Below are 18,782 nucleotides of genomic sequence, written 5' to 3' on the forward strand. Positions count from 1 at the left end.
CATGCATGAATGGCGACCGCCGAATGGAGTCCTCAGCTGTGTGGCCGTAGGCACGTTGAGGTGGCTGGGGCATCGGCTGCCGAGCTGTCCCTGCCCCATCCGCTTCTCGGTAGTGACGTTCCGTGGCGCTAGGTGTGGTGCCCGGTGTGTGTGGTGTCAGGGGCCGTAGGGGCCCCAGCGCCCGAGAATGGGCCTGAGGTCGTCGGCTCGCGGTTCGGGGATGTCAGCAGCCGGGGCGGTGCGTTCAGGGGGTCGAGGCGCTCCACGCGGGCTGCCGCCCAGTCGATCCATCCTTCGGCTTCGGTCCTGGCCTGACCTGCGGGGCTGGCCTCGACTCGGGTGCGTACGGCGCTCACGTATTCGGTCAGTCGGGCGGCGTGACGCCATGCCGCATCCCGCGCCTCGAAGTGCCGGACGCGGTACGCCTGGGCGTACTGGACGCGGGTTTCTTCCATGGCGGCTGCACAGTGGATGAGCTTCTGGCGTGCCGCTCGATGCCTGCAGCGGGTCCGTGCCACGCTGGCCGCTCGCAACGGTATCGCCGATACCCCAGGCGTCGAGCCGTCCGGCATCATCCGCCGGGCGCTGGCCGAGCGATGCGCCAGGACCTTCTCCCGCTATGGCATGGAGGAGCTGCACAGGCTGCTGCACATCGACGCCACGCTGCGCCTGCCCCCGTACGCGAAGTGCGGCTTCCGAGGCACTGCACTCGGAGTGCATAAATACCTGTGCTCGCGGCCTGAGAATTTAACGACCGTCGCTGAGAGAGTTTTTGCCAGCGATGCGCAGGGAGAAATATTCGACGCACACGGGATGCGGCGACGTGCTACTGTCGATCTCAGTTGCAGTTTTGGTACCCAAAAACTTCGGGCGCCTCCTGCCGGCCACATGCCGTGCGGAAGCGCTTTGTATTTCCGGTCATTTTCCGGGCAGGGCATCATCGCGGCGACACGGCGTCCGTACGGTACGGATTCCGTCGTACTGCCCAAAGGAGAAATGACATGGCTGCTGGCACCGTGAAGTGGTTCAACGCGGAAAAGGGATTCGGCTTCATCGAGCAGGACGGTGGCGGCGCTGACGTGTTCGCCCACTTCTCGAACATCGCCGCCCAGGGCTTCCGCGAGCTCCAGGAGGGCCAGAAGGTCACCTTCGACATCGCGCAGGGTCAGAAGGGCCCGACGGCCGAGAACATCGTCTCCGCCTGACGCTGACGCGTAATACGTAGCTGGGGCCCGCATCCTCCGGGGTGCGGGCCCCAGCTGCGCGCATTTCGCAGGTCTTTTACCTGCACCTGCGCCACCCTCACTTCTTTCGCTCGCCCGCTTGCGGGTCGACAGCCATTTCGGCCCGGTTCAAGCCGCTTGCGTTCACATTTCATTCGGCCCGTGCCAGTGATTCCCGACGCTTTTCATTCGCTGCCGGAATTCCTCGATACGCGCCGTATCAAGGAAGGTTCTGAATGAACCCCACACGCACGAACAGCCGTTCCTCCCGCACCCGCAGCAACGGCGGCCGCGCATACGGCTCCACCGCAGGTTCACCCCGGAGCAGCCGCTTCGCTTCGTCCGCGCCGAGCCGTTCGTTCGCGCCGAGCCGCTCCGGCGGCTACGGACGGCGTCCCGCCGCAGTGCAGGGAGAGTTCGCACCGCCGAAGACGATCACTCCGGCGCTGCCCGCCGTCGAGGCGTTCGCCGACCTCGACATGCCGGCGGAGCTCCTGGCCTCGCTCACCGCGCAGGGCCTGTCCGTGCCGTTCCCCATCCAGGGCGCGACGCTGCCGAACTCCCTGGCGGGCCGTGACGTCCTCGGCCGCGGCCGGACCGGCTCGGGCAAGACCCTCGCCTTCGGCCTGGCCCTCCTCGGCCGTACGGCCGGACAGCGTGCCGAGCCCCGTCAGCCGCTGGCATTGGTGCTGGTCCCCACCCGGGAACTCGCGCAGCAGGTCACCGACGCGCTCACGCCGTACGCCCGCGCCGTGAAGCTGCGCCTGGCCACCGTCGTCGGCGGGATGCCGATCGGCCGGCAGGCGAACGCGCTGCGCAGCGGCGTCGAGGTCGTCGTGGCCACCCCCGGCCGCCTCAAGGACCTCATCGACCGCGGCGACTGCCGGCTGAACCAGGTCGGCATCACCGTCCTGGACGAGGCCGACCAGATGGCCGACATGGGCTTCATGCCCCAGGTCACCGCGCTCCTGAACCAGGTCCGCCCCGAGGGCCAGCGCATGCTGTTCTCCGCGACCCTGGACCGCAACGTCGACCTCCTGGTCCGCCGCTACCTCACCGACCCCGTCGTCCACTCGGTGGACCCCTCCCAGGGCGCGGTCACCACGATGGAGCATCACGTCCTGCACGTGCACGGCGCCGACAAGCACCGGACGACGACGCAGATCGCCGCCCGCGACGGCCGGGTGATCATGTTCCTGGACACCAAGCACGCCGTGGACCGCCTCACCCAGGACCTCCTCGACAGTGGTGTGCGGGCCGCCGCCCTGCACGGCGGGCGCTCCCAGCCGCAGCGCACCCGCACCCTGGCGCAGTTCAAGGCGGGGCACGTCACCGTCCTCGTCGCGACGAACGTCGCCGCGCGCGGCATCCACGTCGACAACCTCGACCTCGTCGTCAACGTCGATCCGCCGACCGACCACAAGGACTACCTCCACCGCGGCGGCCGTACCGCGCGGGCCGGCGAGTCCGGCAGCGTCGTCACCCCCGTGACCCCCGGTCAGCGCCGCGACATGACCCGCCTCATGACGGCCGCCGGCATCGTGCCCCAGACCACCCAGGTCCGCTCCGGCGAGGAGGCGCTGCACCGGATCACCGGTGCCCGGACCCCTTCCGGCATCCCGGTGACGATCACCGCGCCGGCGCCCGAGCCGCGCAAGCGCGGCACGACCACCCGCGGTCGGCGCGGCCCCGCCGCGGCGGCGAGGCGTGCCGGCGCGCGGCGTTCCGCTGTTGACGCGGCGGCCTGAGCGCCACGTCACCCCGTCCGGCGCGGGTGAACAGGACGGCACCCCTGGCGTCCCCGCGCCCGCCCTCGTTCTTGCGTGAACCGCGTCACCACGGCGGAACCATCCCTTTCTTCTCCCTGTGAGGCATCATGCGCTGTGTCATCGCCCGTCAGGACCGCCGCGACTTCAGCGTCGGCGAGGTCCTCCGGGCCATGGCCAAGCTCGGCTTCACCTGCCGCACCCTTCCCCGGGCCACCGCGCCCGTCCGCGGGCTCGACCCGGTCCGGCACGGCTCCGCGCTGCTCGGCACCCCCGTGGCGGCCTGACCGTCACCCACGGGCGGACGTGAGCTGACGCCCGAACAGCCAAGAGGGCCCGACCGGCACACGCCGGTCGGGCCCTCTCGCGTATCGGTGGGTCGGTTTCCCCACCGGCGCGAGGTCAATGATCGGAGTAGCTGAAGTCGCCCACGGTCCAAGCGTTGACGTCCGCGATCGAGACGCGGTACATCCCGCCTGTCTCCGATATCCCCACCGTGCCCTGAAGGATCCGCGCCATGTGGAAGTGCAGATGGGCGGGCGGGGCCCCCGCGTCGTGGCGGCGAAGACGGCGGAGAAGCCTCCCAAGCGGCTGAGCCCGCCAGGACCTCTGACACCCGCTGCCTCCACACCGCCTCGGGGGCCGGCCGACAAGTGATGACAGCGCCACGGGTGACCACGGTCAGGGACATCTGATCGCTCTGCCCGGACTCCATCAGCGCGGCCCCGCCGACACGCAGATCGTCAAGCTTCGTCATGGAAGTCGATCCTCTTCACGGGTCGTCCCGTCCCCTCACCCCGTCCTGCTACCGCATGAGAAGGGCAGACACCGTCTTCCCACCAGAGGCTCGCCGGGTGACCGCGGTCGACGCGGCGAGTCGGTTGACCAGGGGCCAGCCGAAGCCTCCGGCGCCGACGTCGGGGGTGCGCATGCGCGGGGCACGGGGACTGTGGTCGTGCACGGCCACCTCGATGCTGTTCGGGTGCGCGGTCAGGTCCAGGGTGCAGGTGCCGCCGCCGTGGCGCAGGGCGTTGGTGACGAGCTCCGAGACCACCAGGACCACGGTGTCGGCGGCCTCGGATGCGCGCGCCGGCACGAGCCCTTCGAGGAAGGACCGGGCGCTGTCGCGTGCAACGGCAACGGAACCTGCAGGGCGGTCGGTCGCGACGGCGACGCTCATCGTCTCCCTCAGGTCCCCCTGGTCTCAGGATCGCCCATGCTTGATTCTCCCCGTCCGCCGCATGTGCCCCGACAAGCGGCGGTTAACCCAGCGCGACCCCGCTGTGCCCCCACTCGCCTCACTGTTCGAGGTCGATTACCTCTCCACCGGACACGCGAAAATCTATGTCGGCCGGAGTAGACATTGAGTGGTGGCGTGGTTATGGTTTCTCTCGTAGCCCAGAGAGATAGCAGGGCCTGGCAGAGACGAACTGCCGGCACGCGGTACCAGCAGTACAGGTAGTTGCAGTTCGCAGGACGGTGCGGCGGTGGAGTTCCGAAGCCAGGGATGTTGCAGGACGGCGACGGGACTGACGGCCGGACCGGGTGGCCCGCAGTGATCAGGGGCCGCCGCAGCGGGACCGCGGTCATGGCAGGTGCGGTACCCGTGAGTGCAGTGCGCAGTACCCAGCAGTCAGTGAGCGGTACCCCCGGTGAAGGCGTCGGCTGCGGACGCGCGCACCGGGAAGTTCGGCAGTGGGGTTCTAAGCCAGGGAAGACGCAGGACGGGCAACGGGGCTGGCTGCCGAAGAGTGACGCTGTCGCAGGTCGCTCAGCAGTACGCATCACCCGCAGTACCCCGATGGTAGGAAGTTGATCACCGAGGGAAGAACGGAGGAACGAAGCACCATCAGGATCGCCCGGACGGAAGTCTCGAGTCCGGGTACCGCAGGACATCGACAGTGAGGTGGTCTCCGGTCAAGCAACCGCGATCCCCGCACTCCCGACAGCGACTGGGTCGGGCAGGCGGACACAGAAGGCCGGCGCGGTAACAGGGTCGGCACGTGGTGTAGAAGTTCCTTCGGGGCCCTGGTGCCAGTACGGCACCAGGGCCCCTCTACGCGTTCCCGAGAGAGGTGCAGATGACAGCAGACGACTCGTACGGCCGTCTCGACGACGACGACTACCCTGCCTACACGATGGGCCGGGCCGCCGAGATGCTCGGCACCACCCAGGGCTTCCTCCGGGCCATCGGCGAGGCCCGTCTGATCACCCCGCTGCGCTCCGAGGGCGGCCACCGCCGCTACTCCCGCTACCAACTGCGCATCGCCGCCCGCGCCCGCGAACTCGTCGACCAGGGCACTCCCATCGAGGCCGCCTGCCGGATCATCGTCCTCGAAGACCAGCTCGAAGAGGCGCAGCGCATCAACGCCGAATACCGCCGCGCCGCCCAAGAGGCCGACCCGCCGGCCGCGGCCTGAGACGGTGCGCGCCCCGCCGTGCCTCGGCGGGTCCGTTCCCGCTTGGAGGAGCCCTTCTGGTGACGGGGTGTGCGGACGTGTACCGTCCCCGTTTCGCCACGGTCATGCCGCATCATCTGGGACCGTGGTGCGGTGTCATGACCTCGTCGGTGACCTGATTCCGCGTGTCAGTGTCAGCCCGAGGGCTTCCAAGCCGTAGCGGCCAGGAGCCGCTGGCAGCGTGTGTCTTGCGCGGCTCGCTGTACAGAGGGAACGTGCCCTTCCAGACAAGCGCCGGTCCCCGAGCCGTACGTCAATCCCGGGATTCCGGGTAGGGGCAGTGCTGGGAGTTCACCCACGTCCTGAGTGAAGCCTGACAGGGCATGCGACATGCCGAGCCACCTGACGATCACGGAAAGCGACTTCTGATCATGAACTCCTCACAGACGGTGCGTCCCCCTCCCGGGCGGGCGAGTAGGGCAAGCGACTTCGCCCGGCTCTCCCGGAAGATCCAGGAGGCCGGCCTGATGGACCGGCGCCCCGGCTACTACACCCTGCGCATCACGGTCGTGACGGCCCTGTACGCCGCCGGATGGACGACCTTCGTCCTGATCGGTGATACGTGGTGGACGCTGCTGACAGCTGGTTTCCTCGCCTTCGTGTTCGGACAGGTGGCTCTGCTCGCGCACGACCTCGCCCACCGGCAGGTCTTCCGGCTGCGCAAGGCCAGCGAGGTGTCCGGGCGCGTCGCCGGAAACCTCGGCATCGGCATGGGATACGGCTGGTGGCAAGACAAGCACACCCGCCACCACGCCAACCCCAACCACGAGGACCTTGACCCCGATCTCGACCCGGACATCCTCGTCTGGACGCAGGACCAGGCCCGTGCGGCCAGGGGACTGCCGCGGCTGCTCGGCCGCTCGCAGGCGTTCCTCTTCTTCCCCCTGCTCACGCTGGAGGGGTTCAACCTGCACGTGTCCGGGGTGCGATCACTGATCGACCGCTCGCTCAAGCACCGCACGTGGGAGGGAGCTCTGCTCGCCACGCATTTCGCTGCCTACCTCGGCGCACTGTTCCTGGTGCTGCCGCCCGGTAAGGCGGTCGTGTTCCTCCTCGTCCACCAATGCCTCTTCGGCGTCTACCTCGGCTCGATCTTCGCCCCGAACCACAAGGGCATGCCGATCCTGCGAGGCGCCGACCGCCCCGACTTCCTGAGGCGTCAGGTCCTGACCTCCCGCAACGTGCGCGGAGGCCGGGTCACCGACATTGTCCTCGGCGGTCTCAACTACCAGATCGAGCACCATCTCTTCCCGAGCATGCCCAGCCCGCATCTGCGCGGGGCCCAGACCATCGTCCGCAGGTACTGCCAGGAGATCGGGGTCAGCTACCTGGAGACCAGCCTGGCCGACTCCTACCGCCAGACCCTCGCCAGCCTCCACTCCGCGGGAGCCCCCTTGAGAATGCCGCGCACCGCCTGACGCGACGAACGACGGTCGGAACGTGGATGGTCCGTCGGTACGCGGAACGCCGGCCCGCCTCATCGCACCCGTTGCCGAGCCCAAGGCGTTCCGTCCCATCTTCGCCGACCACATCCACCCCAGCTGGCAGCGGGCGTCATTCGAGACAAGCCATGTTCCCGAGCACCGGGTAGCGCCCGGTCAGGGAGGTGGAGTGATTGCTCAGCCGGTCCGTCGGATCTGCTCCATGCTCTGGCCGGCCGTTCACTCCTGGTAGCGCGGAAGGGTGTCGCCGTTCTTGACGAAGGTCAAGGTGGCGGCGACGTCGTATGCGTGGATCGCGGAGGCGAGCGGTGCCAGCTGGTGGTCAGGCCCTCGATCGCGTTGCCGGTGAAGAACGCGCCCCTTGCTGCGCTGTCGCTGAACCCGAGCACGAGGGAGGCATGAACTCGCTGATCAGGGGGTTGTCGTGGGCGACGTTCGGGGTGTCCCAGAGCTTTTCGCTCCAGGGCGGGCACGTCTGCGTGCGCAGTTCCTTCAACGCTGCGGCGTCGGCGAGTGCGGGAACGAGTTGCTGGTTGACGAACTTCCGGAACTCGATTGCGCCGACCCCGTCTCTGCGGCGCAGGTGGATCAGGGTGCGGGCACCGACCGCCTCGTCGGGGCCGGCGACGTCGTACCAGCGGGAGGAGTTCGGCGGGCCGGCGTAGAGCAGGGTGCGGCGGAACACGTTGATCTCGTCGGCGTGGGCCGGCTTCGTCTGCTTAGTCGGCGCGTACCCAGAGCAGGATCGAGGAAGTGAGGTGATTCTTCTCCACGCCCAGCTGAGCGGCGGACAGTGAGGCGCTCATGGTGCTGCTCTTCTCTTTCTGGTCGCCGAACGTGCAGTGGTGGAGTTCGTCAGAGATCAACGGGCGAGGAACTCGACCGCGAGGGGAGCGAACTGCTGGTGGTGCTGGAAGATGCCGCCGTGGCCGGAGTCGGGGTAGATGATCAGCTCGCTGCCCTAGATGCGTCGGTGCAGGTCCTCGGAGAGGACCGAGGGCACCATGCGGTCGTTGTCGCCATTGGCGATCAGGGTGGGCTGGGCGAGCTGCGACAGGTCGTCGGGGGTGGAGCGCCCCCATTTCTTGATCGCCTTCAGCTGCTTTTGGAACGCTTTGATCTTGATCTTCGCATCGCGGTCGGCAGTGCGTTCCTCGAGCCGGTTGATGAAGGCGCGTGCGGCGAGCTTGCCGGGGGTGTTGCGGTTGAAGAATAGGAATTCCTTGGGGTCCGACCGGGTCAGGGTGGCGCGCAGCATGTCCCAGTACGTGATGGCGGCGACCTTGTCGATGTCCTTGCCGCCCTTGGGGCCTGTGCCGGTGAGGACGAGTTTGCGGACGAGCTCGGGGTGCTTCACCACCAGGGCCTGGGCGATCATGCCACCGAGGGAGAACGAGAAGATGTCGATCTTGTCGAAGCCGAGCGCCGTGATGAAGGTGTAGGCGTCATCAGCCATCGCCTCGATGCTGTCCGGCACCTGGCCCGTGGAGGCCCCGACACCGCGCTGGTCGAAGGCGATGACGTGACGGCCCTTCGCGATGGGGTCGATGATGCGCGGGTCCCAGTTGTCCAGGGTCGCGGCGAGGTGCACGAAGAGCACGACGGGGATGCCGCCCTCGGGTCCCAGCTCGCGGTAGGCGTAGGTGACGCCGCCGGCGGTGATGGTGCGGGTCGGGGCGTGGGCGTACGAGGTGATGACGGGTTCGTTCGGGGTGCCGGTGCTGCTCATGGTGGTTTCTCCCGGTGTGTTTCCGGTCGCCCGCCGCGGGGTGGTGGCGGGTCCGCTGGGGCTGATGACGGCCCTGCCGACCTACGTCATGGAGACGACGACCTTGCCGGCCTTCGCCCGGCCCTTTTCGACGTACTCCATGGCGTGGAGGGTGTCGTCGAACGGGAAGACGGTGTCGACGACGGGGCGGATCTTCCCGGTGTCGATGAGGGGGGTGAGTTCGCGCAGTTGGTCACCGCTGGCCTTCATGAACAGGAAGGAGTACGTCACACCGAGACGCTTCGCCTGGCGCCGGGTCTTGGCGCTGAGGGCGGTGATGGCCAGACGCAGGACCGGGTTCGAGCCGAGTTCGCGGGCGGTGGCCGGGTCGGGCGGGCCCGCGACGGAGATGGCCAGGCCGCCGGGCTTGAGGATGCGCAGGGACTTGGCGAGGTTCTCGCCGCCGAGGGAGTCCAGGACGACGTCGTAGCCGTCGAGGATCTCCTCGAAGTTCTGCGTGCGGTAGTCGATGACTTCGTCCGCGCCGAGTTCCTTGACGAGGCCGACCTTGGCGGTGCTCGCGGTGGTGGCCACGTGCGCGCCCAGCGCCTTGGCCAGTTGGATGGTGATGGATCCCAGGCCGCCGGCGCCCGCGTGGACGAGGACCTTCTGGCCCGGCTGGACGTTCGCCCGCTCGACCAGGGCCTGCCAGGCGGTCAGCGCGACCAGGGGGAGGGAGGCGGCCTCGGTCATGGTGAGCGTGGCGGGCTTGGGCGCCAGGTCGTCCTGGTGGACGGCGAGGAGTTCGGCGAAGGTGCCGATGCGGTCCTTGTCGGGCCGCGCCCAGACCTCGTCGCCCACGGCGAAGCGATCGACGGATGATCCGACGCGGACGACGGTCCCGGCGAGGTCGTTGCCCAGGACGAGCGGGAGACGGTAGGGCAGGATCGCCTTGAGGTCACCGTTGCGGATCTTCATGTCCAGCGGGTTGACGCTCGCTGCGTGGATCTTGACCAGGACGTCGTCGGCGCCCACCTGGGGGTCGGGCATCTCGGCGGCGCGCATCCCGGTCGCGTCACCGTACTTCTCGACCGTGAAGGCCCTCATCGTCGTCTCCGTTCCGCGTCCCGTTCGTGGAAGGGGGCGGGGTCTGTGCTCATCCCGGGCTTCTCCCGGTACGAGATAGCTTGTGTTGTTTCCTGGCTGCGGCTGGGCGCACCGCGTCCTCAGCCGCGTTCACCCGTCAGGCCACCGGCACGACAGGGGCGGTGACGCGGTCGGCTGCGCCTCCCTGGAGGCGGTGCAGGGAGGCACCGATCCCGTCATGGGGCGCGCCGAGCGGCACCGCGCTGACCTCGGCCAGTCGGGTGTACTGCGCGTCGGTCATCGGAGTGAGCTCGTCAGTGCAGTACACCCACAGCAGGTCGATGTGGTCGGTGCCCAGGCGCTTCAGGCTGGCCTCCACCGAGGCGACCATGTTCTTGCGGCTGTTGCCCGTCTTGGAGATGTCCGGCTGCGGAGCGGAGCCCAGGGCGAACTTGGTGGCCAGGACGAAGTGGTCGCGGTCGGCGGAGATCAGCTTTCCGGTCAGTTCCTCCGACTCGCCGAACTGGTAGCCGTCCGCGCTGTCGAGGAAGGTGCCGCCGGCCTCGGCGAACCGGTCGAAGATCCGGCGTGCCTCGTCCGGCTCGGCGCCCGCGCCCCAGCCGGTGCCGAAGTTCGCGGTGCCGAGCGCGTACTCGGACACGCGCAGTCCGGTCCGGCGCCCGAAGGTCGTACAACGCATGAAAGGTCCTTGCACGAGGGGCGGGAAGGGGGCGCGCCGCGGTGGCGGGGTGAGCGTCAGCCTGCGCTCGGCTGGGGTGCCGCGGACAGGCTCTGCTTGACGTACCGGCTTGTCTCGTCGGCGAGGATCTCGGGCAGGCCCGTCTCGATGCCGTACAGGGCCTGGGCCGCGACGTCGGCGGCGGCGACCTTCTGGTCGGCGGGCACGCCGGCGGCCATGTCGGTGTCCATGTAGCCGACGTGCAGCGCCGAGACGGCGATGCCCCGGGGCGCCAGCTCGTCGCGGGTCGCGTCACTCAGTGCCCAGGCGGCGGCCTTGGATGCGGCGTAGGAGCCGAGGGCGGCGGGGTGGAACCAGGACAGGGCGGACAGGACGTTGAGTACGGCGCCGCCGCCGTTGCCCTCGATGACGGGGGCGAAGGCGCGGGTCGCGGCGAGCGGGCCGTAGAAGTTGGTCTCCATCTCCCGGCGCACCTCATTGGTGTCGCCTTCGATCAGCGTCGCGCCGGTGGAGATGCCCGCGTTGTTGATCAGCAGGGTCGCATCCGACGCGATGCGGGCGGCCTCCCGAATCGACGCCTCGTCCGTCACGTCGAGGCGCAGCGGGACGGTGCCCGGCACGTCGACCGTCTCGGGGCGGCGGGCCGCCGCGTACACCTTCGCGCCGCGCTCCACGAGCTGGGCGGCCAGGTGCCGTCCGAGGCCCCGGTTGGCGCCGGTGACGACCGCGACCGCGTTCTTCAGTTCCATGCCTGCTCCTGGTCTTCGGCGGGCGCCGTCGAGTCGCACGCCCCATGTTTAGATTACGCATCCAATCTAAACATGGGGATACGATAGATGCCAGTCGACATCCAAATGGGAGGTGGCCATGGGCCGCGTATCGCAGGCGCAGGCGCAGGAGAACCGCAGGCGGGTGGTGGACACCGCCTCCCGGCTGTTCCGGGAGCAGGGCACCCAGGTGAGCGTCGCCGACCTCATGAAGGCGGCCGGGCTGACCCACGGCGGCTTCTACAAGCAGTTCGCCTCCAAGGAGGCGCTCGTCGACGAGGCGACCGCCCACGCCTTCGCTGAGCTCGCCCGGCGTCATACGGCCGGGCTCGAGCAGTACGACGGGCAGCGGGATACCGCTCAGCGGGCCCTGATCGACGCCTACCTCTCCGTCGAGCACCGTGACGACCCGGCGGGCGGCTGCCCGGTCGCGGCCCTCGCCGTCGACGTCGCACGCGGGGATGAGGGCTGCGAGGCCCGTCGCACCTACACCGAGGGGGTGGCCGACTTTGCCGCGTTCCTCGCCCCGGTCGGGGCCGCCGGGGAGGGCGAGGACGGCATCGCCCGGCTGTGTACCTTGTTCGGTGCGCTGGTGCTGTCCCGGGCCACCGCGGGTTCCCCACTCTCCGAGGAGATCCTCACCGCCGCGCACGCGGCCCTGACGGAAGCCGGCTGACCGGGGCCAAGGCCCCTGGCACCGCGCGGCGCGTGCGCGCCGGTCGCACCCACCGTCGAACCACCGCGGGCGCCCGCGAGGGGGCTGCGATCGCCCCCCATCGGTGATAGCGCTGCCAGCCGGGGCGTCACCGACGTCAGCGCGGCAGTACGACCGTCGGCTGGTCTCGGATGTCACGCGGGATCTCGTCGACGCTCGCGGTCGCGTTCACGCTCGCGGCCCTCGCGAGGAAGAGTACGGCGGACACGACGCGCGCCAGCGTCGCGACATCGCTCTCGTTGAGCCGCCCGGTGCGGCCCATGTGGGCGACGGCCTCCTCGGTGCGCGCGGTGATGGCCAGGGCCTGCTGGTGACGGGGCTCAGTGGGGTCGCCGAAGACCATCTCGCGCAGGCAGACGCACCCGTTGCCGACATGGGCCCGGTTGCGTGTGACGACCCGTTGGGCGATCGCCATCACCGCACCCAGAGCGTCGGGGGGCATTCTCGGCGTCCGCCCGGCCTTGCGCCAGAGCTTCGGTGTGCAGAGAGTTCTGAATGAGCAGCAGGAGCGCCCTTGGTCTTGGCAGACAGGAACAACGTGCCAGTGCCGATGTCGGCCTCGTCGGCGATCTGCTGGGTGAAGACCTCGTCGACGCCGCGATCGGCAAACAGCTCACAGGCCGCGGCGGAGATGCGGTCGAGCTTGACCTGCTTGTTCCGCTCGCGCCGACCGGCCGACGCCAGAGTGAGATCCCCTGTCAGGGGCGGGCGTCCGGGCCGCTGGGGCGCTGGGTGTGCGTCGAACGTCCGCACGTAGTGCCCGCAGTGCCCATCATGCACATTGATCTTGCGTCCGATTTGCGTCATGCGGGCAGCCTGCCTGCGGTTTTCTTCGACCTGTTTTGCATAGATCTGTTTCTTGTGACGCACCACGTGGAGTGCGTGGCGATCCGGGAGCCGGCCAAGTAGGACGAGTCCGCGCCGGGCTCCGGTCTCCCGGGCTCCGGTCTCCCGGGCTCCGGCCGGTGGCCGGAGCCCCGCTCTTCTCAGGTCGTCCGGCGCAGCCGGACGAGTCGGCTGGCGTAGTCGCCGGGGGGCAGGTTCAGGTCGAGGCCTCGGCGGGTCAGGGCGGTGCCGCTGTGGGTGGTGTCCTCGTCCAGGTCCCGGTAGTGGGCCTCGGGGGTCAGGGCCGGCAGGGGGAGTGGCGTGGGCGCGTGGCCGAAGCGCGTGGTGGGGCGCCAGGCGAGTACGGCGTGTTCGGTGCCGTCCTCGGAGGCGTAATGGACGGCGGTCACGCCGCCGGGGCCGGTCAGGCGGTGCTGGTGTCCGTGCTGGACGAGGGGGCGGATCTCCTTGTAGCGGGCGACCAGTGCCGCCGCTTCGGTCAGGTCCTCCTCCGGCCAGTGGGTGAGGTTCCCGCCGAGTCCGAGCGCCCCGGCCATCGCCACGTGGAAGCGGAAGCGCAGCGGGGTGGTGCGGCCCGTGGTGACGTTGGGGCTGTCGGTGACCCAGGCGGCCATGGACTGCGCGGGGAACAGCTGGCTGTAGCCGTGCTGGATGCCGATCCGGTCGACGGGGTCGGTGTTGTCCGAGGTCCAGGCCTGGTCGGTGCGGGCGAGGACGCCGAGGTCGACGCGCCCGCCGCCGCCCGCGCAGGCCTCGATCCGGAGTCCGGGATGGTCGGCGCGCAGGCGGTCCATGACGCGGTACACGGCGCGGGTGTGGTCGATCCACAGCCGGTCGGGGTCGGGGTGTCCCGGCCGGCCGGCCTCGGTGACGACCCGGTTGGCGTCCCACTTGAGCCAGTCGACCGTGTGGTCGCGGACCAGCCGGTCCAGGGTCTTCAGCGCCCACGCCTCCACCTCGGGGCGGCCGAAGTCGAGCATCAGCTGGTTGCGGAGCTCGGTGGCGTCCCGTGTGGGGGTGTGGACGACCCAGTCGGGGTGGGCGCGGTAGAGGTCGCTGTCGCGGTTGACCATCTCCGGCTCGACCCACAGCCCGAACTCCATGCCCAGGCGGCGCACCTCGTCGGCGAGCGGCCGCAGGCCGTCGGGGAAGGCGGCGGGCCGGGGCGTCCAGTCGCCGAGGCCCGCCCGGTCGCTGGTGCGCGCGCCGAACCAGCCGTCGTCCACGACGAAGAGCTCCGCTCCCAGCCGGGCGGCGAGGCCGGCCAGGCGCAGCTGCCCGGGGTGGTCGACGGCGAATCCGGTGGCCTCCCAGGAGTTGTAGAGGACGGGCCGGTCACGGTCGGGCGCGGGCAGGACGTGGGTACGGAGGTACGTGTGCCAGGCGCGGCTCGCGGCGCCGAAGCCGCCGTCGGTGTACAGGCCCGCGAAGACCGGGGTGCGCAGGGTCTCGCCCGGGACGAGCGTCCAGCTGACGCCCTCGTGTCCGAAGCCTCCGGTCCAGGTGGCGCGGCCGACCGGGTCCCGGTGCACGGTGACCCGCCAACTCCCGCTCCAGGCGAGGGCGGTGCTCCAGACCTCGCCGGACTCCTCGCTCGCGGTGCCGTCGTCGACGGCGAGCCACGGGTTGGCGTGGTGGCTGGTGAGGCCGCGGCGGCTGGTGAGGACGGTCTCGGCGACCGGGAGGCGGTCGCGGCGCAGCTGGAACTCGCTGTTCCAGCCCCCGACGAGGTGGCTGAGCCGGTAGTCGGGGAGGGCGGGGGCCGTCCATGAGGCGGAGTCGCACCGGTCGACCGTGATCGGTCCGGAACCCTCGGGCCCGGTGTGGGTGATCTCCGTCCACCGTTCGACGACGTCGCTGTCGGTGCGGACCCGGTAGCAGAGCTCGGCGGCCAGCGGGTAGTGCCGGTCGGTCAGGCGAAGGCGCAGCTCACCGCCGTCGACGTGGTGGCCGGCCAGGTGCCACTGGGCACCCCTCGTCCCGTCGGCGAAGCGGACCTGGAGGCCCGCGGGACCGAACCGCGCCCCGGTCTGGGGGGCCAGTTCGTCCGGCGCGGCGTCGGCCTCGAAGCTGCTGTCCGCGGGGGAGGCCGCGCCGGGCAGCACGCGGATCTCCTCGGTGTCCAGGGCGGGTCCCCAGTACAGGTGCCGGGGACTGCCGTCGGATCCGACGCGCACGGCGTACGAGGAGCGGGGGGTCCGGAGGACCGCGAGTCCGAGGGCGCGGTCGAAGGAGACGGGCGAGGTCGTTCGAGGCACGGGTGGTCCCAGGGGAGGTCGGGTGCGGGAGCGTGGCGCGTCAAATGCGGTACGCCATAGGGGGGTTCGGGTGGCTGCGACGCCGAACCGGGCGCGTAAGTGACCCGACAGTAGGGCTGACGGTTCGTGAAAATCAATACTGGACGAACTTATTTATTTACCGGTACGTTGCCGCCGTGTTTCCGAACCAGACAAGGCCGTTGGTCACCGCCCCGGCCGAAACCGCCATCCTGAGCCTGCTGTTGGCCGAGAGCCCGCTGAGCCGGGTCGAACTGGCCCGCCGCACCGGGCTGTCGTCGACCGCGGTGACCAAGGCCGCCCGGCCGCTGCTCGACGACGGCTACCTGCACGAACTCCCCCCGGAACGAACCGCCCCAGGGGCCGGACGCCCGGTGAACCCGCTGTCCGTCACCCCCGACCGGGAGTTCTTCGTCGGAGTGAAGATCAGCGCCGACCATCTGTACGGCACCGTGTGCGACCTGCGGTCCCGGCCCCGCGTCCACGCGAGCCGCCCCCTGGCCGACCGCGGACCGGCGGCGGTCTGCGCCCTGATCGCCGACCTCGTCGAGGAACTCCTCGACATGCAGCCGGAGTTCCGGGACCGTACCCGCCGCATGGGCATCGCCGTCTCCGGCGACGTGGACCGGCCCGGCGGGCGGGTGCGCTACTCGGTGCTCCCCGGCTGGCGCGACGTGCCGCTCGCCGAGACCGTGGCCCACGCCACCGGCCTGAGCGTCACCATCGCCAACGACGTCAAGGCCCTGACCGTCGCCGAGCACTGGTTCGGCGACGGCATCGGCACCGGGTACTTCGCGCTGGTCACCATCGGCGCGGGCATCGGCTCCGGCATCGTCGTCAACGGCCAACTGGTCGACGGCGCCTACGGCGTGGCCGGCGAGATGGGCCACCTCAGCGTCGACCCGGCCGGCCCGCGCTGCCACTGCGGCTCGGTCGGCTGCGTCGAGGCGATCGCGTCCAGCGACGCCATCCTCGCCTCCGTGCGCCGGGCCACCGGCCGCACGGACCTCGACTTCGACGGCACGGTCCGGCTCGCCCGCGACGGCGACCCCTCCGCCCGGGAGGCCTTCACCCGGGCGGGACGGGCCATCGGCGTCGGAATCGCCACGCTCGTCAGCCTCCTGGGACCCGAACGGGTCGTCGTCACCGGGGAAGGGCTCGACACGTACGACCTCTTCGGCGTCCACATCAAGGACGCGTACGCCGCGCACTGCTTCAAGGCGGCCGCGAAGTGCCCGCTGACCCTGCGGCCCCTCGCCTGGGAGGACTGGGCGCGCGCGGCGTCCGTCATCAGCATCCAGGCCCTGTTCCCGTGACAACCCGCGACGGCGCGAAAGGCCGCCCCGCCGACCGCCGCCCCGCCGACCGCCACCCCCCGAACCCCGCGTGACCGGGTCGCCCCCGGTCGCCGGTCCACGTCACCGACGTGACCGGTGTCCGTCACCGCCTGCCAGCCGTGAACGTCGGACACCGGCCCCGCCGGCCTACGCAACCCGCACGCCCACATCACCATGCGAGGAAACGCCATGAGCGCACAGAGAACCCAGCTTAGCCGCAGAGGATTCCTCGGGGGCTCGCTCCTCTTCGTCGCCGGTACGGCGATCGGCTGTACGACCAGCCCGACCGGTGACTCCTCGAACGGGGCGAAGACCACCCTCAACGTCTGGTCCCACGCCTACGGCGAGGCCGGCACCCAGCAGGCCCTGACCCGCTACGCCACCGAGTTCACCAAGGCGAACCCGGACATCGCGGTCAAGGTGACCTGGGTGCCCGGCGACTACACGGCCAAGCTGAACGCCTCCCTGCTCACCGAAGCCGCACCCGACGTCTTCGAGCACGGCGACTTCACCCAGGGCCTCGCCCGCCGCGGCCAGGTCGCCGCGCTCGACGCGGAGTACGGCAGCGCCAAGGACGACTTCAACGAGGGCGCCCGCGGCCTCGTCACCGTCGACGGGAAGCTGTACGGCGTCAAGATGATCGACGACGTCCAGATGCTGTACTACCGCAAGAGCGTCCTCGCCAAGGCCGGCATCGCCCCGCCCACCACCTTCGACGCGCTCGTCGCCGCCGCCAAGGCGCTGACCACCAAGAAGACCAAGGGCCTGTTCGTCGCCAACGACGGAATCGGCGAGACCCCGGCGCTCTCGGTGTTCTCCAACGGCGGCGAACTCGTGGCCGACGGCAAGATCGCCTTCGCCGCGCCCCAGGCCGTCGAGGCCGTCACCGGCCTCAAGCGCTTGCACGACGACAAGTCCCTGCTGCTCGGCTTCACCACCGACTGGTGGGACCCCTCGGCCCTCGTCCAGGGCGTCGTGCCCATGCAGTGGTCCGGCCTCTGGGCCATGCCCGCCATCGAGAGCGCGCTCGGCGACGACTTCGGCATCCTGCCGTGGCCCGCGTTCAAGGCCGGCGGCACCCCGGTCCTGCGCGTCGGCGGCTGGACGAGCTGCGTCAACGCCAAGGGCAAGAACGTGGACGCGGCCAAGCAGTTCGTCAAGTGGCTCTGGATCGACCAGAAGAAGCTCCAGCAGGACTGGTCCGAGGGCTACGGCTTCCACGTCCCGCCGCGTACGTCCGTCGCCGCCACGGCGACCAAGCTCGGCAAGGGCACCGCCAAGGAGGCCGTCGAGCTCGCCGCGAAGTACGGCCGGAGCAACCCGAACACCTGGGACAACGCCTCCGGCGCCCCGTTCGGCGGGGCCGTCTCGAAGTTCGTCACCGGTCAGGGAGACGCCGCCAAGCTGCTGGCCGAAGCGGCCGAGCAGGCCCAGCTCGCCGTGGACAAGCAGCTGTCCTGATGAACGCCACCACGCACTCCGCGCCTCGCTCCGAGAGTGCAGGGCGCCCCGCGGACACACCGCGGGGCCCCGCCCGCACCCGCGCCCGCGCCCGCCGTGCCGACTGGCGCTCCTGGGGCGCGTTCGCCCTGCTCACGCTGCCGATGCTGATCGGCCTCGGCCTGTTCAAGTACATCGCCATCGGCTGGAGCCTCCTGCTCAGCTTCAGTGACGCCCAGGGCACCATCGCGCTCGGCGACTGGGTCGGGCTCGACAACTACCGGCAGCTGCTCGGCGACGCCGTCTTCCGGAACTCCCTGGTCAAGATCCTGCTGTTCACCGTGGTCATCGTGCCGGTCACGTTCGCCGCCTCGCTCGGCCTCGCGCTCCTCGTGCACCGGATCCGACGGGGCCGGGCCGTCCTGCGGACCGCGTTCCTGATCCCCGCGGCCGTCTCGTACGTCGCCGCCTCGCTGCTCTGGAAGATGTCGCTGTTCAGCGGCATGCCGGCCGGCATCGCCAACATGATCGGCGGCTGGTTCGGGATGGAGACCACCCCCTGGCTCCAGGCCGGCGACCCCCCGCTGTACTGGATCGCCCTGGTCACCCTGCGCCTGTGGCTCCAGGTCGGCTTCTACATGGTGCTGTTCCTCGCCGGACTCCAGGCCATCCCCAAGGAGGTGTACGAGGCCGCCGCCCTCGACGGGGCCACCGGGCTGCGCCTGCTGCGCCGGATCACCCTGCCGATGCTGCGCAACACCTCGGTCGCCGTCCTGATGCTGCTCTTCATCGCGGCCTTCCAGGCCTTCGACGAGTTCTACAACCTGTTCGCCGGCGGCCTCTCCGGCACGAGCACCGTCCCGGTGAAGACCCCGCTGATGTACCTCTACGACACCGCGATGGGCGTCCAGAACTACGGCCTCGGCTCGGCCGGTGCCTTCGTCCTCACGGCCCTGATCGTCGGAGTGACCCTGCTCCAGGGGCGGTTCACCGGCTTCGGAAAGAGTGAGGAGTGAG

General features: G+C 70.0%; 18 protein-coding genes and 2 pseudogenes. 10 read left to right on the plus strand and 10 right to left on the minus strand.

Going from position 1 to position 18,782, the window contains the following annotated elements:
* Nucleotides 1-453: 453 nt before the first annotated feature.
* From ACFC0Z_RS14910 to ACFC0Z_RS14925, 4 genes and pseudogenes are all read left to right on the plus strand, one after another.
* Nucleotides 454-1,020, plus strand: coding sequence for a hypothetical protein (locus ACFC0Z_RS14910; protein ID WP_200429644.1), 567 nt, complete (start codon nt 454-456; stop codon nt 1,018-1,020).
* Nucleotides 1,002-1,205, plus strand: a complete 204-nt coding sequence (locus ACFC0Z_RS14915; RefSeq protein ID WP_017237636.1) for a cold-shock protein — start codon at nt 1,002-1,004, stop codon at nt 1,203-1,205. Before ACFC0Z_RS14910 ends, ACFC0Z_RS14915 begins: the two co-directional genes overlap by 19 nt.
* Before the next feature lie 254 nt (nt 1,206-1,459).
* Nucleotides 1,460-2,971, plus strand: a complete 1,512-nt coding sequence (locus tag ACFC0Z_RS14920; RefSeq protein ID WP_376437089.1) for a DEAD/DEAH box helicase — start codon at nt 1,460-1,462, stop codon at nt 2,969-2,971.
* 137 nt (nt 2,972-3,108) lie between these two features.
* Nucleotides 3,109-3,276 (plus strand): annotated as a pseudogene (locus ACFC0Z_RS14925) (SCO5918 family protein); the annotation flags it as partial.
* A 115-nt stretch (nt 3,277-3,391) separates the two neighbouring features.
* On the opposite strand, the pseudogene ACFC0Z_RS14930 reads toward ACFC0Z_RS14925, so the two are convergent.
* Both ACFC0Z_RS14930 and ACFC0Z_RS14935 read right to left on the minus strand, forming a co-directional pair.
* Nucleotides 3,392-3,746, minus strand: a pseudogene (locus tag ACFC0Z_RS14930) (hypothetical protein).
* A 48-nt stretch (nt 3,747-3,794) separates the two neighbouring features.
* Entirely contained in the window at nt 3,795-4,169 is a 375-nt protein-coding gene (locus ACFC0Z_RS14935) for an ATP-binding protein (RefSeq protein WP_376437092.1), read from the minus strand.
* Nucleotides 4,170-5,070: 901 nt separating this feature from the next.
* Here ACFC0Z_RS14935 and ACFC0Z_RS14940 point away from each other — a divergent pair.
* Both ACFC0Z_RS14940 and ACFC0Z_RS14945 read left to right on the plus strand, forming a co-directional pair.
* Nucleotides 5,071-5,409, plus strand: a complete 339-nt coding sequence (locus ACFC0Z_RS14940) for a MerR family transcriptional regulator (protein ID WP_161372727.1) — start codon at nt 5,071-5,073, stop codon at nt 5,407-5,409.
* A 410-nt stretch (nt 5,410-5,819) separates the two neighbouring features.
* Nucleotides 5,820-6,866: a fatty acid desaturase family protein gene (locus ACFC0Z_RS14945; RefSeq protein ID WP_376437095.1), complete on the plus strand. Its 1,047-nt coding sequence runs from the start codon at nt 5,820-5,822 to the stop codon at nt 6,864-6,866.
* A gap of 346 nt (nt 6,867-7,212) precedes the next feature.
* Here the strand turns inward: ACFC0Z_RS14945 and ACFC0Z_RS14950 are convergent, their stop codons facing one another.
* The 5 genes from ACFC0Z_RS14950 to ACFC0Z_RS14970 form a co-directional block, all read right to left on the minus strand.
* A complete protein-coding gene (locus ACFC0Z_RS14950; RefSeq protein WP_376437098.1) occupies nt 7,213-7,575 on the minus strand; it encodes a hypothetical protein in 363 nt (120 codons plus the stop codon).
* A 276-nt stretch (nt 7,576-7,851) separates the two neighbouring features.
* The gene (locus tag ACFC0Z_RS14955) at nt 7,852-8,619 is read right to left on the minus strand and encodes an alpha/beta fold hydrolase (RefSeq protein WP_376437100.1); all 768 of its coding nucleotides are present in this window, start codon (nt 8,617-8,619) and stop codon (nt 7,852-7,854) included.
* A gap of 81 nt (nt 8,620-8,700) precedes the next feature.
* Nucleotides 8,701-9,705 carry an NADP-dependent oxidoreductase gene (locus ACFC0Z_RS14960; RefSeq protein WP_376437103.1) on the minus strand — a complete coding sequence of 335 codons (1,005 nt, stop codon included), beginning with the start codon at nt 9,703-9,705 and terminating at the stop codon, nt 8,701-8,703.
* Between the two features lie 136 nt (nt 9,706-9,841).
* A complete protein-coding gene (locus tag ACFC0Z_RS14965; protein WP_376437106.1) occupies nt 9,842-10,384 on the minus strand; it encodes an aldo/keto reductase in 543 nt (180 codons plus the stop codon).
* 56 nt (nt 10,385-10,440) lie between these two features.
* Entirely contained in the window at nt 10,441-11,133 is a 693-nt protein-coding gene (locus ACFC0Z_RS14970; protein ID WP_376437109.1) for an SDR family oxidoreductase, read from the minus strand.
* Nucleotides 11,134-11,251: 118 nt separating this feature from the next.
* On the opposite strand from ACFC0Z_RS14970, the gene ACFC0Z_RS14975 reads away from it, so the two are divergent.
* A complete protein-coding gene (locus tag ACFC0Z_RS14975; RefSeq protein ID WP_161372716.1) occupies nt 11,252-11,827 on the plus strand; it encodes a TetR/AcrR family transcriptional regulator in 576 nt (191 codons plus the stop codon).
* A gap of 136 nt (nt 11,828-11,963) precedes the next feature.
* Here the strand turns inward: ACFC0Z_RS14975 and ACFC0Z_RS14980 are convergent, their stop codons facing one another.
* The 3 genes from ACFC0Z_RS14980 to ACFC0Z_RS14990 all read right to left on the minus strand — a co-directional run bounded on the left by ACFC0Z_RS14980 (nt 11,964) and on the right by ACFC0Z_RS14990 (nt 14,970).
* Nucleotides 11,964-12,308, minus strand: coding sequence for a hypothetical protein (locus tag ACFC0Z_RS14980; RefSeq protein WP_376438011.1), 345 nt, complete (start codon nt 12,306-12,308; stop codon nt 11,964-11,966).
* Complete coding sequence (locus tag ACFC0Z_RS14985; protein ID WP_376437978.1) at nt 12,281-12,673, minus strand: helix-turn-helix domain-containing protein; 393 nt, start codon at nt 12,671-12,673, stop codon at nt 12,281-12,283. Before ACFC0Z_RS14985 ends, ACFC0Z_RS14980 begins: the two co-directional genes overlap by 28 nt.
* A gap of 179 nt (nt 12,674-12,852) precedes the next feature.
* Entirely contained in the window at nt 12,853-14,970 is a 2,118-nt protein-coding gene (locus tag ACFC0Z_RS14990) for an alpha-galactosidase (protein ID WP_376437112.1), read from the minus strand.
* 176 nt (nt 14,971-15,146) lie between these two features.
* Here ACFC0Z_RS14990 and ACFC0Z_RS14995 point away from each other — a divergent pair, with 176 nt between their 5' ends.
* The 3 genes from ACFC0Z_RS14995 (at nt 15,147) to ACFC0Z_RS15005 (ending at nt 18,781) form a co-directional block, all read left to right on the plus strand.
* Entirely contained in the window at nt 15,147-16,304 is a 1,158-nt protein-coding gene (locus tag ACFC0Z_RS14995) for an ROK family protein (RefSeq protein WP_376437114.1), read from the plus strand.
* A 210-nt stretch (nt 16,305-16,514) separates the two neighbouring features.
* The gene (locus ACFC0Z_RS15000; protein WP_376437117.1) at nt 16,515-17,786 is read left to right on the plus strand and encodes an ABC transporter substrate-binding protein; all 1,272 of its coding nucleotides are present in this window, start codon (nt 16,515-16,517) and stop codon (nt 17,784-17,786) included.
* Complete coding sequence (locus ACFC0Z_RS15005; protein ID WP_376437119.1) at nt 17,786-18,781, plus strand: carbohydrate ABC transporter permease; 996 nt, start codon at nt 17,786-17,788, stop codon at nt 18,779-18,781. Before ACFC0Z_RS15000 ends, ACFC0Z_RS15005 begins: the two co-directional genes overlap by 1 nt.
* Nucleotide 18,782: the final 1 nt, after the last annotated feature.

Origin of the sequence: Streptomyces sp. NPDC056144 (assembly GCF_042264145.1) — a bacterium.
GTDB lineage: Bacteria > Actinomycetota > Actinomycetes > Streptomycetales > Streptomycetaceae > Streptomyces.